The 14,295-nt window shown below is 32.5% G+C and carries 12 protein-coding genes and 1 riboswitch; all 12 genes read left to right on the forward strand.

Going from position 1 to position 14,295, the window contains the following annotated elements; genetic code table 11:
• Positions 1-10 precede the first annotated feature (10 nt).
• The 12 genes from FDN13_RS09600 to FDN13_RS09655 all read left to right on the forward strand — a co-directional run bounded on the left by FDN13_RS09600 (position 11) and on the right by FDN13_RS09655 (position 14,138).
• Entirely contained in the window at positions 11-2,170 is a 2,160-nt protein-coding gene (locus FDN13_RS09600; RefSeq protein ID WP_138979995.1) for a Tex family protein, read from the forward strand.
• A 15-nt stretch (positions 2,171-2,185) separates the two neighbouring features.
• Positions 2,186-3,343, forward strand: coding sequence for an amidohydrolase (locus FDN13_RS09605; RefSeq protein ID WP_138979996.1), 1,158 nt, complete (start codon positions 2,186-2,188; stop codon positions 3,341-3,343).
• A 105-nt stretch (positions 3,344-3,448) separates the two neighbouring features.
• Positions 3,449-4,147: a Crp/Fnr family transcriptional regulator gene (locus FDN13_RS09610; RefSeq protein ID WP_138979997.1), complete on the forward strand. Its 699-nt coding sequence runs from the start codon at positions 3,449-3,451 to the stop codon at positions 4,145-4,147.
• Positions 4,148-4,166: 19 nt separating this feature from the next.
• Positions 4,167-4,281: riboswitch (FMN riboswitch) on the forward strand.
• A gap of 68 nt (positions 4,282-4,349) precedes the next feature.
• The gene (locus FDN13_RS09615; protein ID WP_138979998.1) at positions 4,350-4,937 is read left to right on the forward strand and encodes an ECF transporter S component; all 588 of its coding nucleotides are present in this window, start codon (positions 4,350-4,352) and stop codon (positions 4,935-4,937) included.
• A gap of 296 nt (positions 4,938-5,233) precedes the next feature.
• Positions 5,234-6,262 carry a LacI family DNA-binding transcriptional regulator gene (locus FDN13_RS09620; protein ID WP_168190130.1) on the forward strand — a complete coding sequence of 343 codons (1,029 nt, stop codon included), beginning with the start codon at positions 5,234-5,236 and terminating at the stop codon, positions 6,260-6,262.
• 64 nt (positions 6,263-6,326) lie between these two features.
• Positions 6,327-7,811, forward strand: a complete 1,485-nt coding sequence (gene rhaB, locus FDN13_RS09625) for a rhamnulokinase (protein WP_207670875.1) — start codon at positions 6,327-6,329, stop codon at positions 7,809-7,811.
• Positions 7,812-7,834: 23 nt separating this feature from the next.
• Entirely contained in the window at positions 7,835-9,046 is a 1,212-nt protein-coding gene (gene rhaI / locus FDN13_RS09630) for an L-rhamnose isomerase (RefSeq protein WP_138980001.1), read from the forward strand.
• Between the two features lie 44 nt (positions 9,047-9,090).
• A complete protein-coding gene (locus FDN13_RS09635; protein WP_138980002.1) occupies positions 9,091-10,593 on the forward strand; it encodes a sugar ABC transporter ATP-binding protein in 1,503 nt (500 codons plus the stop codon).
• A gap of 40 nt (positions 10,594-10,633) precedes the next feature.
• Complete coding sequence (locus FDN13_RS09640; RefSeq protein ID WP_138980003.1) at positions 10,634-11,641, forward strand: ABC transporter permease; 1,008 nt, start codon at positions 10,634-10,636, stop codon at positions 11,639-11,641.
• Between the two features lie 3 nt (positions 11,642-11,644).
• A complete protein-coding gene (locus tag FDN13_RS09645; RefSeq protein ID WP_138980004.1) occupies positions 11,645-12,625 on the forward strand; it encodes an ABC transporter permease in 981 nt (326 codons plus the stop codon).
• Between the two features lie 68 nt (positions 12,626-12,693).
• Positions 12,694-13,749, forward strand: coding sequence for a rhamnose ABC transporter substrate-binding protein (gene rhaS / locus FDN13_RS09650; RefSeq protein ID WP_138980005.1), 1,056 nt, complete (start codon positions 12,694-12,696; stop codon positions 13,747-13,749).
• A gap of 62 nt (positions 13,750-13,811) precedes the next feature.
• Positions 13,812-14,138 carry an L-rhamnose mutarotase gene (locus FDN13_RS09655; RefSeq protein WP_138980006.1) on the forward strand — a complete coding sequence of 109 codons (327 nt, stop codon included), beginning with the start codon at positions 13,812-13,814 and terminating at the stop codon, positions 14,136-14,138.
• Positions 14,139-14,295: the final 157 nt, after the last annotated feature.

Below are 14,295 nucleotides of genomic sequence, written 5' to 3' on the forward strand. Positions count from 1 at the left end.
GGTTTTAAATATGGCTGATATAATACATTCCCTATCAAGGGAATTTAATATTAAAGAATGGCAGGTTAAGAATACAATTGAGTTAATAGACAGTGGAAACACTATTCCTTTTATAGCAAGATATAGAAAGGAAGCAACAGGGGAGCTTGACGATACAGTACTGAGAAATTTTTATGATAAACTAATGTATTTAAGAAACCTTGAAAACAGAAAAAATGAGGTTATAAGGTTAATCGAAGAGCAAGGTAAACTAACTGATGAGATTAAAAAAAGTATAGAGGATGCTGTAAGTATAACTGAGGTTGATGATATCTATAGGCCATTTAGGCCAAAGAAAAGAACAAGAGCAACCATTGCAAAGGAAAAAGGATTAGAGCCCTTGGCAGCTATTATGATAGCTCAAGAGTTTAATATATCTTTAAAAGATGAAGCATCAAAATATATTAACGAAGAGCTTGGAGTTTTAAGTATAGATGAAGCAATAAATGGTGCTCTTGATATAATAGCTGAAGATATATCTGATAATGCGGATTATAGAAAAGAAATAAGGTTTATGACCTTTAGGGATGGGCTTTTAACATCTAAGGCTTTAAAGGAAGAAACTTCTCCTTACGAGATGTACTATAAATATAGTGAGGCTGTTAATAGGATTGTTCCACATAGAATACTTGCAATAAATAGAGGGGAGAGGGAAGAATTCTTATCTGTTAAAATAGAAGCTCCTGTAGATAAGATAATTTCCTACCTTGAAAGTAATATTATAAAAAGACAAGGAGAGGAAACAGAATATTTAAAGTCAGCTATAAAGGACAGTTATTCAAGACTTATAGCACCGTCAATTGAAAGAGAGATTAGAAATGAGCTTACAGAAAAGGCAGAAGAACAGGCTATAAAGGTTTTTTCAACTAATCTTAGAAGCCTTTTGATGCAACCCCCTATTTCAGGTAAGGTGGTTTTGGGATTTGACCCGGGATTTAGAACAGGATGTAAAATTGCAGTTGTTGATGAAACAGGGAAGCTACTTGATACCGCAACGATTTATTCAACAGCACCACAAAACGATATAGAGGGAAGTACAAAAATATTAAAGGAGCTCATATATAAGTATGATGTTGATATTATATCCCTTGGAAACGGAACGGCTTCAAGGGAATCAGAACTGTTTATATCAGATGTTATAAAGCAAGTGGAGATTGAAAGCGGTAAGAAAGTATATTATGTTATAGTAAGTGAGGCCGGGGCTTCAGTATACTCGGCATCAGAGATTGCAGCAAAGGAATTTCCAGATATTAACGTATCCTTAAGAGGAGCAATATCCATTGCAAGAAGGCTTCAAGATCCTCTTGCTGAGCTTGTTAAAATAGATCCAAAATCCATTGGAGTTGGACAGTATCAACATGATGTGTCACAAAAAAGGCTAGATGAAAGTTTGAAAGGAATTGTAGAGGACTGTGTAAACTCTGTTGGAGTAGATCTTAATACAGCATCAGCATCTCTTTTAACATATATATCAGGAATAAATTCTGCTATTGCTAAAAACATTGTAGAATATAGGGAGCAAAATGGTAAATTCAAAAGTCGAAGTGAGCTTTTAAAAGTTAAAAGACTTGGAGAAAAAGCATTTGAACAATGTGCAGGCTTTTTAAGAATATTAGATGGTGAAAACATACTTGACAATACTGCTGTTCATCCAGAATCATATCAAGCTGCAAAGAGACTCCTTGAGGTATTGGGATATAACCTTGAAGATGTAAAAAATAGAAAGCTAAGTGATATTGATGAGAAGGTTAAGATAAAGGGAATAGAAAATTTAGCAATAGAGCTTAATGTTGGAGTTCCAACTTTAAAAGATATAATTTCAGAGCTAAAAAAACCAGGAAGAGATCCAAGAGAGGATGTACCAAAGCCAATTTTAATGTCCTCAGTTATGGAAATAGAGCATTTAAAACCAGGAATGATATTAAAAGGAACTGTAAGAAATGTTGCTGATTTTGGAGCTTTTGTTGATATAGGGGTTCATCAGGATGGGCTTGTTCATATATCTGAGATATCAGATAAATATATAAAACATCCTCTTGAAGTTTTAAAAGTAGGAGATATAGTAAATGTCAAGGTTCTTGATGTTGATTTAAGGAGGAAAAGAATTTCTCTTTCAATGAAGGGAATATAGATGGGAGGTTATTAAATGATACTTATTAAAAATGGGACAGTTTTATCTATGGCAGGAGAAAATATTGATAATGGAGAGGTTTTAATTGATAATGGTAAAATAATTAAAGTAGGAAGGAATTTAGATATTGAAGGAGATTGTAAAGTTTTAGACGCTAATGGTGGGTATATAATGCCAGGTATTATAGATGCTCACTGCCATATAGGTATGTGGGAGGATGCAGTTGGATTTGAAGGAGCTGACGGAAATGAGGCAACAGATCCTGCAACACCCCATCTTAGAGCGATAGATGCTATAAATCCAATGGATAAATGCTTTAAAGAGGCTTATGAAAATGGTATTACCTGTGTATGTACTGGCCCTGGAAGTGCTAATGTTATTGGAGGAACCTTTACAGTTATAAAAACTAAGGGAAAAAGAATTGATGATATGATAGTAAAAGAGCCTGCAGCTATGAAGGTTGCCTTTGGCGAAAACCCCAAGTCAACTTATGATGATAAGCATCAGATGCCAACTACAAGAATGGCAATAGCTGCAATACTTAGGGATTATCTATACAAAACAAAGGATTATATAAAGGCTAAAGAGGCTGGAAAAAAAGATGAGGATGATATGCCGGATTTTGATATTAAAATGGAAAGCTTAATTCCTGTTATGGAAGGGAAAATTCCTTTAAAGGCCCACGCACACAGGGCAGATGATATATTTACAGCAATAAGAATTGCTAAAGAGTTCAATTTAAAATTAACTCTTGATCATTGTACTGAAGGACATTTGATTGCTGATGAACTTGCAAAGGAAGGTTATCCAGCAATAGTTGGACCATCTCTTACTGAAAGATCAAAGATAGAGCTTAGAGAACTAACCTTTGAAACAGCTGCAGTCCTTGCAAAGGCAGGGGTTAAAATAGCTCTTATGACGGATCATCCTGTAATTCCTGTACACTATCTACCTCTTTGTGCAGCTCTTGCAGTAAAGGCTGGTCTTGATGAGGAAACTGCTTTAAAAGCTATAACTATAAATCCAGCTGAGATATTAGGTATTGATGATAGGGTTGGTTCTATTGAGGTTGGAAAGGATGCAGATATTGTAGTGTTTAATAAACATCCATTTGATGTACAATCAAAAGCAATGTATGTACTTATAGATGGAAAAATTGTATATGAGAAATAATTGCAGGGAAAAACCTGCAATTTTTTTATAAAAAAATATAAATATTTATCTTTTTAATTCGATAATTAATACTGATTGAATTTTAATTAAAAGGCGTGGGATAGTATGGTAAACTATGAACTTTACAAAGAGATAGTATCTTCTTATTCTAACAATACTAAGGAAGATATACAATATTATAAAAAGTTTATTGAGGAAAATCTTCAAAATAAATATAAAAAAATTTTATATATAAAGGATGAGATTATTATTAAGGAAGGCATTATTGACGATTATATCTATTTTATTGAAAGAGGCAAGGTGGTTTTAGTTAAAAAAGGCTTATACGATAGGAAGTTCTGTTATGGTTATCTTTTTTCAGGAGATTTTTTTGGACATTCTTCCTTTATTAATATGCCGGAAGTTGTAAGTTATAAAGCCCTTACTAATTGTTACATCTATGCAATTCAAAAAGAACCTATAAAACAATTAATTCAAAATAATGAGGCTATAAGGGAGGAATTTCAAAGGATTATTGTAAATTCTATTAGAACTATGACTTTAAGGCAGGGAAGCCTTGCAACAGGTGAATGTAGAACCTCCTTTGTAAATTTTGTAAAGGAATATTTTAAGGATTATAGTAAAATAGATGAAAATGGTCATATTATTGTAACCCTTGATATTAATCTTGCACAAATAGCTTCTATACTAAATATGACAAGGGAGACTCTATCAAGAATAGTTTCTGAGATGAAAAAAGAAAAGATAATAGAAACAAAGAGAAAATATATAAAAATACTTGACTTATCAAGATTTGTTGTATAATATTTATAAGAGAAATAAATATAATCTTCAGGGCAAGGTGAAATTCCTGACCGGCGGTATAGCCCGCGAGCCGAAAGGTATGATCCGGTGAAACTCCGGAGCCGACAGTAAAGTCTGGATGGAAGAAGATAAAATTGTTATTTAACTCCTGAAGATTCAGGAGTTTTTTGTTTACTTGCCCTGATAAATAAGGAGGGTTTTTATGACACACAAAAAAATATCTTCTCTAATTAAAATTTCAGTTTTATCTGCTATGGCTTTTATACTTATGTTTTTGGAATTCCCACTACCTATGTTTCCAGATTTTTTAAAGATTGATATAAGCGATATACCTGCCCTTTTTGCTGCTTTTTCAATTGGGCCCTTTGCTGGTGTATTAGTTGAATTTATAAAGAATTTGCTTCATCTTATAGTTAAAAATAGTACAGCGGGAATTGGAGAGTTTGCTAATTTTATAGTAGGCTTTGCAATGGTATTTACTGCTGGGGTAATATATAAGAAGAATAAAACAAAAAAAGGAGCTGTTTTTTCTTTAATATGTGGAACTGTAGCTATGGCTATCATAGCATCTCTTGGAAATTATTTCATATTTCTTCCTCTCTATGAGAAAGTATTAATGTTTCCAATAAAAGCTGTTGTTGGTATAGCTTCAAAGGTAAATAAAAATGTAAAGGATATAAATACTCTTATAATATATAGTATATTACCTTTTAATATTTTAAAAGGAATAATAGTATCTTTAATAACTTTACTTGTTTATAAAAAAGTGTCACCAATACTACACAAATAAATTTAGCTTAATTATAGGATTAGTTTATCTCAGCTCATAGCTTTTTAAATGGCTATGAGCAAAATTTTTTGTATGTAGGTTAATAAAACCTTAAAGTAATAGATAACTCTTTTGATATTTGAAATAATTTATCGTTAATAAATCATTAGCTAAAATATATTAAAAAAATTAAATTTTATATTTAATTTAATATTTCTGAAATTTTCAACAATCTATTGACGATTTTGATTATTTTGTTATAAAATATATATGAAAACAATTTCATGATAACGTATTCATTGATAAGAGGTGTTGAAATGGCAACTATTAAAGACGTGGCAAAGCGCTCAGGGGTATCGGTTGCAACAGTATCAAGAGTATTAAATAATACAGCTCCTGTAAATTATAAAACTAAAGAAACAATTATGAAGGCAATAGAAGAACTGAATTATAAGCCTAATATCATTGCTCAAGGAATGAGAACGAAAAAGTCAAAGACAATAGGGATTACAATACCTGATTATATAAACCCTTTCTATTATGAACTTTTTAAATATATAGAAGATGCAGCAAAGAAAGAAGGATACCATGTAATAGTATCTTCAACTGGTGAAGATATAAATGAAGATATAAATTGTATAGATGATTTGATAAATAGAAACATTGATGGATTGATAATTTGTACCTATAGAGGGGATAAAGAAACTATTAAATATTTGCTTGAGCTTTCAAAAAAAATTCCAATAATATTTATGGATAATTTGCAATTAGATAAGCCTGTAAATTCTGTCTATACTGATGGATACAAGGGAATGAAAGAAATTACAAAACATTTAATATCACTTGGCCACAAAAATATTGGTTTTGTAAAATCAATTGCAAAATATAAAGTAGCGAATGATAGGTTTTATGGGTATAAAGATGCACTAATTGAGGCAGGAATAGAATTTAGGGATGAATTAGTTTATGAGGGAAATTATCATATTCAAAGTGGATATGAGGCAGCAAAATATTTTTTTACAGATAAAAAATTAAACCCTTCTGCAATAGTATCGTCAACAGATTTAATGGCAATAGGAGCAATGAATTATATAAAGACAATTGGTCTTAGAATACCTGAAGATGTAGCAATTGCAGGTTTTGATGATATATATATGTCTAGATTAATTTCTCCTCCACTTACTACTTATAGACAGCCTATTGAAGAGATAGCAAAAGAAGCAATTAATCTTTTTATAAATAAAGTTAATCATCCAAATGCAAAAAATAGAACAATTGTATTAAACGGGGAGATGGTAATTAGACGTTCAACTGATATATTAAGAAATGAAATAGAGAGAATATAATTTATATGGATTTAAGGCTGTGTCTTAGCAAAAATGTAAACGTTTACATGAAAACGATAACGGGGTGATAATATTGAAAGACAGTTATAAGTTTTTAGCCTTTGATCTTGGAGCAAGCAGCGGAAGAGCGATACTTGGAACTTTTAATGGTAGTAGAATAGATCTTAAAGAAATTCATAGATTTTCTAACGATCCTGTATCTATAAATGGAAACCTTCATTGGGATATATTAAGGCTTTTTTATGAAATAAAGCAGGGTATTTTAAAGGCATCAATTGAGGAAAAAAACATTGACGCAATAGGAGTTGATACATGGGGAGTTGATTTTGGACTTATCGATGAAAAAGGGAAACTTCTTGGGAATCCATACCATTATAGAGATATAAGAACAGAAGGAGTAATGGATAAGGTTTTTGAAATTATACCTAAAGAAGAGATATTTAGAGAAACTGGAATACAATTTTTGTGGTTTAATACTATTTATCAACTTTATTCTATGAAATTAGAGAATTCATCAATACTTGAAAAAGCAAAAACATTTCTTATGATACCGGATTTAATAAATTACTTTTTAACGGGGGTAAAAAGTACAGAATATACGAATGCAACAACAACACAGCTTTTTAATACAGTTACAAAACAATGGTCATGGAAGATTATAGAGAAGCTAAATTTGCCTAAGGAAATTTTCACTAATATTATAAATCCAGGTACAATTATCGGATGCCTTACTGAAGATATACAAAAGGAACTTAATGTTTCAGCAATTCCTGTAGTTTCAGTTGCCTCACATGATACAGGCTCAGCAGTTGCAGCTGTTCCAGCCGAAGACAAGAATTTTGCATACATAAGTTGTGGAACATGGTCCCTTATGGGTGTTGAATTAGAAAAACCTATAATTAACGAAAGCAGCATGAATTTAGATATAACAAATGAAGGGGGAGTTGAGGGGACAACCAGATTCTTAAAGAACATCATGGGGTTATGGCTTGTTCAAGAAAGTAAAAGGCAATGGGAAAGAGAAGGAGAGAAATTAACCTATTCAGATTTAACACAAATGGCAAAAGAAGCAAGGCCCTTTGAAAACTTTATTGATCCAGATTATCATGAGTTTGGACTGCCAGGGGACATGCCCAATAGAGTAAGAAACTATTGTAGGGCAACTAATCAAACTGTACCTGTTACGAAGGGAGAAGTTATAAGGTGTATAACCCAGAGTCTTGCATTGAAATATAGATATACTATAGAGTGCCTTGAAAAAATATTATATAAGAAAATTGACAGAATTCATATAGTTGGAGGAGGTATACAGGATAAGATGCTCTGCCAATTTACAGCAGATGCAACAGGGAAAGAAGTAATTGCAGGACCAATTGAAGCAACAGCTGCAGGGAATATAGCAGTGCAAGCAATGGCTCTTGGAGCAATTAAAGATTTAAATGATGCAAGAAGAATAATTAGAAATTCATTTCAAATGCAAACTTATAAACCACAAAATACACAAGAATGGGATAAAGTTTATGAAAAATTTATTAAATTAATAAAATAATTCTAACAAAAGGAGGCTTTTATATGGCAGGCATTGAGTACAAAGTTTGGGAAGAAAAACAGATTGAAAGAGGAATTGATGTAGAAAAGGTAAAGAAAAGTATTAAGGAATTTAAAGTTGAAACTCCATCATGGGGATATGGAGATTCTGGTACACGTTTTAAAGTATTTAAACAAATAGGTATGCCAAGAAATATATTTGAAAAGCTTGACGATGCAGCTCAGGTTCATAAATATACAGGAATATGTCCAACAGTTGCAATACATATACCATGGGATAAAACAGATGATTATGAAAAAGTAAAAGATTATGCTGCAAATCTTAATTTAAAAATAGGTGCAGTTAATCCAAATCTTTTCCAAGAAGATGAATATAAGTTTGGAAGTGTATGCAATAGTGATCCGAAAGTTAGAAAAAAGGCAGTAGAACACATGCTTGAGTGTGTAGAAATAGCAAGAAAGGTTGATTCCAAGATACTTAGCCTCTGGATTGCTGATGGTACAAACTATCCTGGTCAGGGTGATTTTAGAGCAAGAAAGCACTATTTAGAGGAGAGCCTAAAAGAATTATATGACGCACTTGATGATGATATGAGAATGCTTATTGAATATAAGACATTTGAGCCTGCATTTTATCATACTGACATTGCAGACTGGGGTATGTCATATACATTTGCGACAAAGCTTGGAGAAAAGGCTCAGGTACTTGTAGATATCGGACATCACTTCCAGGGTGCAAATGTAGAACATATAGTTGCATTCCTTCTTGATGAAGGGAAAATAGGAGGTTTTCATTTTAATAATAGAAAATATGCAGATGACGATTTAATTGTTGGATCAATTAATCCTTATGAGCTTTTCCTAATATTCAATGAGCTTGTATCTGCTGAAATAGATCCTTCAACAAGAAATACGGCAAAGAACATTGCATATATGATAGATCAGAGCCACTGTATAGAACCGAAAGTTCCAGCAATGATTCAATCTGTTTTAAATGTTCAAACTGCTTATGCAAAGGCGCTTTTGGTTGACAGAGATGAACTTAAAAAGGCACAGGAAAATAATGATGTAATGAGAGCTGAATCTATTGTAAGATGTGCATTTGAAACAGATGTAAGGCCACTACTTGAAAAAGTAAGAGAAGAGATGGGCTTAAATCCTGATCCTATGAAAGCATACCTTGAAAGCGGATATGAAGAGAAGAAGCTAGAAAGAGGTTATGGACAAGGTTGGTAAATTAATAATCTGTGCTTTAAGAGGATGAGAAGGGGGACTTTAAATTGTCAGAGTATATTCTTGAGCTTAGAGGTATAACAAAGATATTTCCAGGTGTTAAAGCTTTAGACCATGTCCATTTTCAGTTGAAGCCAGGTGAAATACACGCTTTAATGGGAGAAAATGGTGCAGGAAAATCTACATTTATAAAAGTTATTACGGGAGTTCACTCCCCAGATGCAGGAGAAATTTACTTAAATGGACAAAAAGTTGAGTTTAAAAACCCCAAGGATGCACAAAAAATGGGTATTGCAGCAATTTATCAGCATGTTACCTGCTATCCTGATCTTAGCGTTACTGAGAATATATTTATGGGCCATGAAAAGATAGATAAAAGAACAAAAAGAATATTATGGAAACAGATGCATGATGATGCTAAAAAGCTTCTTAAAGAGCTTGGATCTGATATTGATCCTAAAACACAAATGGGAGCATTAAGTGTGGCACAACAGCAGATTGTTGAAATTGCAAAAGCTCTCTCTACTAATGCGAAAATCATTATTATGGATGAACCAACAGCTGCATTAACAAAAAGAGAGAGCGAACAGCTCTATAAAATTACAGAACAATTAAGAGACAATGGTGCATCAATAATATTTATATCTCATAGATTCGAAGACATGTACAGACTTGCGAGTAGAGTTACGGTATTTAGAGACTCAAAATATATAGGAACTTGGGGAGTAGATGAAATTACAAATGAGCAACTTATAGTCGCAATGGTAGGTCGTGAAGTTACTCAAATGTTTCCTAAAAAACAGGTAAAAATAGGAGAAGAACTGCTTAGAGTAGAAGGAATTGGGAAAACAGGTTATTTTGCTGATGTTTCATTTACTCTTCATAAAGGAGAAATACTTGGTCTTACAGGTCTTGTTGGTGCTGGGCGAAGTGAAGTTTGCCAATCTCTGTTTGGTATTATGCCTTATGATAAAGGTAAAGTATATATAGAAGGAAAAGAAGTCCATATAAAAAGTCCGATAGATGCTATAAACTTGGGTATTGGATATTTACCAGAAGACAGGCAAAAACAGGGATTAATATTACAATGGGGAATAGGTAAAAATGTTACTTTACCAACAATTGATAAGTATTCAAAAAAAGGATGGTTAAATGATAAAAAAGAAACAGAGATTTCTAAAGAGCTATTAGAGAAAGTAAATGTAAAAGCAAAAAGTATATTTGATTTAGCAAGTTCCTTATCAGGTGGAAATCAGCAGAAAGTAGTATTTGCAAAACTTCTTGCTGCTGATTTGAAGGTTATAATACTTGATGAACCTACAAAAGGTGTTGATGTTGGGGCTAAAGCAGCAATATGTGAGATAATGAGTGAGCTTGCAAGCCAAGGATATGGAATAATTTTGATTTCCTCTGAAATGCCAGAAGTTCTTGGAATGAGTGACAGAATTGTAGTTATGAGAGAAGGACGAGTAACAAGAATACTTGATAGAAAAGATGCAACTCAAGAAGCGATACTCGAAGCAGCAATGGTATCAAAGACCGCAGTATAGTTTTAAGCTACAGTATTATATGTAAAAGGTGGGAAGGCTTATGAGTGAAATTGCTTATGAAAGAAAATCCAAAGTCTCAAATATTGCAAAATTTAGAGAACTAGGTCTATTGGGTTTTATAATAATTATTTCAATACTAGTTCAACTACGCAACCCAAGTTATTTAACTTTTGAAAATTTAAACGACATGATAAAAAATACTGCTATATTAAGCATTTTATCTGTTGGAATGATGCTTGTTATTGTAACAAGAGGAATTGATCTTTCAATAGGTGCGACTCTCGCTTTATCAGGCATGGTTTCAGCAATGACAGTAAGTAAATATACAAATATGTCACCGATTGTTGCAATTTTAATAGGAATTAGCATAGGAATTTTGTGTGGCATAATAGTTGGTTTTTTAGTATCAAAAATGTCTATTTTGCCGATAATAGCTTCTTTGGGAATGATGAATGTATTTAGAGGAGTAACGTTTTTAGTCAGTAAAGGCAAATGGGTAAGTGCGAACCAAATGCCTGCAAGTTTTAAAAACATTGCTACAAGCAAAATATTTGGAATAAATACTCTGATATTTATTGCAATTTTGAATTTCATAATATTCTATTATTTTATTAATTATACAAGAACAGGAAGACAGATATATGCAGTTGGAAGCAATCCTGATTCAGCAAAGATAAGCGGAATTAATAATGAAAAAATAATATGGATGGTTTATATAATAATGGGTGCTTTAGCTGGACTTGCTGGAGTGCTTTGGGTATCAAAATTTGCATCAGCACAAGGGGATACTGCAATGGGATATGAAATGAATGTAATTGCTGCCTGTGTACTTGGTGGCGTAAATGTTGCAGGAGGTTCTGGAAAAATTTCAGGTTTAATACTAGGATCTCTTCTACTTGGAATACTAAGTAATGCTCTGCCATTGATAAACGTTTCTCCATTCTGGCAGCAGGCAATTCAAGGAGTAATAATTTTAACAGCAATAATTTTTAATACAATTGTAAAAAGACAGGTTGATAAAAATAATCTCATGAGGAGGAAGATATAAGCTATGGAACAGAGAAATTTAATCGCCAAAAAGGAATTTGATTTAAAAAGCTTCTTCTTCCAATGGGAGTGGATGTTACTACTATTGTTTATTCTTATAAACATTATCAATGCAAACATATCTCCGTATTATTTAGATGGAGAAAAATTACTTGATGCAACTATGGCATTTCTCGATAAGGCATTTATTGTTCTTCCCATGACATTTATTATAATACTTGGTGATATTGATATTTCAGTTGCATCAACGGTTGCTCTTTCATCAGTGATTATGGCAGTTACATATAATCATGGTGTTCCAATGCAGCTTGCAATTTTAATTTGCTTATTAGTTGGAACGATCTGTGGTTTTATAAATGGATATATAATTACGAAATTCAAAGAATTATCACCAATGATTATAACACTTTCTACAATGACTATTTATAGAGGAATTGCTTATATAATATTAAAAGATCAGGCAGCAGGTAAATTCCCAAGTTGGTATCAATTCCTTGGATGGGGTAAAATAGGAGGTATTCCTTTTATATTGATTGTATTTATTGTGTTCCTGATAATTTTTGGTGTTTTGCTACATAAAACAACCTTTGGAAGACGTGTTTATGCTATGGGTAGTAATATAACAGCGAGTAAATTTTCTGGAATTAAAATAGATAAAATAAAAATAATTATTTTTACTTTAGCAGGTTTTATGTCTGCTGTGACTGCACTTTTCCTAACATCAAGGATGGGGAGCACACGTCCTAATGTTGCAAATGGCTATGAACTTGATGTTATCGCTATGGTTGTTTTAGGTGGAGTAAGTACTTCAGGTGGAAAAGGAAACATCTTAGGAACTGTAATTTCAATTTTCATTATAGGATTCTTAAAATATGGTTTAGGGCTTATAAACGTGCCGGCACAAGTAATTTTAATAATAATTGGTCTTTTACTTATATTTGCAGTTATGATACCAAATTTTAAGTTTAATTTTAAAAAAATTTAAAATAGTATGATGACACAAAACGGCGAAAGCTGTTTGTATAAAAAATAATATTTGTAAGGGGGATAAAAATGAAAAAAGTATTAGCAACTGTTTTAACTTTAATTCTTGTTGTTTCTTTATTTGCAGGATGTGGCAAGAAAGAAGCCCAACAGACTCAACAAACACAACAAACTACAAATAGTACTTCAAATGCTAAAAAAAGATTTGCAATTGTATTTAAAAATGCAGGAAATCCTTATGGTGAAAAAATGATGGAAGGGTTTAAAAATGCTGTTGAAGAATTAGGAGGAGAAGCAATTTTAAAAGCTCCTGATCAACCTACAGCTGAAGCTCAGATCCAAATGATTGAAGAACTTATTTCACAGAAAGTTGATTGTATTGCAATATCAGGGAATGACCCAGATGCACTTCAACCTGTTTTGCAAAAAGCTATGAATAATGGAATTAAAGTATTATCTTTAGATTCAGCGGTAAATCCTCAAAGCAGAATGGTTCATGTAAATCAGGCAGATCCTGAAAGAATAGGTCGCGTACAGATTCAAGCTATTTATGATATGATTGGTGGAAAAGGTGAAATAGCAGTTTTGAGCGCTACTTCACAGGCAACAAATCAAAATACATGGATAGAATGGATGAAAAAGGAACTCCAAGATCCAAAGTATAAAGATGTAAAGCTTGTAAAGGTAGCTTATGGTGATGATTTAAGGGATAAGAGTGTTTCAGAAACAGAAGCTCTGCTTAAAACATATCCAAATCTAAAAGGTATTATAGCGCCAACTACTGTTGGTATAGCTGCAGCAGGAAAAGTTTTAACGGATAAAGGATTAAAAGGAAAGGTACAATTGACAGGTCTTGGACTTCCAAGTGAAATGGCTGAATATATTGAAAGTGGAGTTTGTCAGTGGATGTATCTTTGGAATCCAATTGACGTTGGATATCTTGCAGGTTATGCAGCAGATGCCCTTGTAAAAGGAACAATAACTGGAAAAGCAGGAGAAAAGTTTAATGCAGGGAGATTGGGTGAAAAGGAAGTTGTTCAAGTTGGAGATGGAACAGAAATAATGCTTGGAGATCCATTTAAATTTGATAAGAGCAACATTGGAGAATGGAAGAAAGTATATTAATAATTTAAAAACTGCCTCCCTCAAATCTTTGTTTGAAGGAGGCAGTTTATCGGGAGGTTAATATGGAAAAGAGCAATAAATTTGCATGGACCTGGAGAGTTAAAGAAGAATGCCTTGATGAATATGTAAAAATGCATCTTGATCCATGGCCGGAAATTTTAGAGGAACATAGCAAGGCAGGAATCAGAAATTACTCTATATTTCAAAATGGAAACCAATTTTTCTATTGCTTTGAGTGTGATGATGTTGATGCAGCCTTTGGCTATATTGCAAAAAGTGAAATATGCCAAAAGTGGAATGCAATAACTTCGAAGATGGTTGAAGGCTCCTTTGACTTTTCAGAGGAAGAACCAATTAAACCAATGAAAGAGATATTTTATCTTAAATAAAAAATCAGGGGATAAAATACATTATCCCCTGATTTTTTATTTTTCTAAAAATTTTGTTATAATAAGTTTAATCATGTTGACTTAATCTTGTGATGCTGATAAAATAAATATAAACAAAGAAAAACACAGATAAAACAACAAAATTATTACAAAAGGA

The organism is Caloramator sp. E03, assembly GCF_006016075.1.
In the GTDB taxonomy this organism is placed as follows: Bacteria; Bacillota; Clostridia; order Clostridiales; family Caloramatoraceae; genus Caloramator_B.

Excerpts from the sequence above, each read along its gene's own strand:
- rhaS (WP_138980005.1), top strand. The coding sequence starts at position 12,694 with ATGAAAAAAGTATTAGCAACTGTTTTAACTTTAATTCTTGTTGTTTCT.
- FDN13_RS09620 (WP_168190130.1), top strand. The coding sequence starts at position 5,234 with ATGGCAACTATTAAAGACGTGGCAAAGCGCTCAGGGGTATCGGTTGCA.
- FDN13_RS09645 (WP_138980004.1), top strand. The coding sequence starts at position 11,645 with ATGGAACAGAGAAATTTAATCGCCAAAAAGGAATTTGATTTAAAAAGC.
- rhaI (WP_138980001.1), top strand. The coding sequence starts at position 7,835 with ATGGCAGGCATTGAGTACAAAGTTTGGGAAGAAAAACAGATTGAAAGA.
- FDN13_RS09615 (WP_138979998.1), top strand. The coding sequence starts at position 4,350 with ATGACACACAAAAAAATATCTTCTCTAATTAAAATTTCAGTTTTATCT.
- FDN13_RS09640 (WP_138980003.1), top strand. The coding sequence starts at position 10,634 with ATGAGTGAAATTGCTTATGAAAGAAAATCCAAAGTCTCAAATATTGCA.
- FDN13_RS09610 (WP_138979997.1), top strand. The coding sequence starts at position 3,449 with ATGGTAAACTATGAACTTTACAAAGAGATAGTATCTTCTTATTCTAAC.
- FDN13_RS09605 (WP_138979996.1), top strand. The coding sequence starts at position 2,186 with ATGATACTTATTAAAAATGGGACAGTTTTATCTATGGCAGGAGAAAAT.
- FDN13_RS09600 (WP_138979995.1), top strand. The coding sequence starts at position 11 with ATGGCTGATATAATACATTCCCTATCAAGGGAATTTAATATTAAAGAA.
- FDN13_RS09655 (WP_138980006.1), top strand. The coding sequence starts at position 13,812 with ATGGAAAAGAGCAATAAATTTGCATGGACCTGGAGAGTTAAAGAAGAA.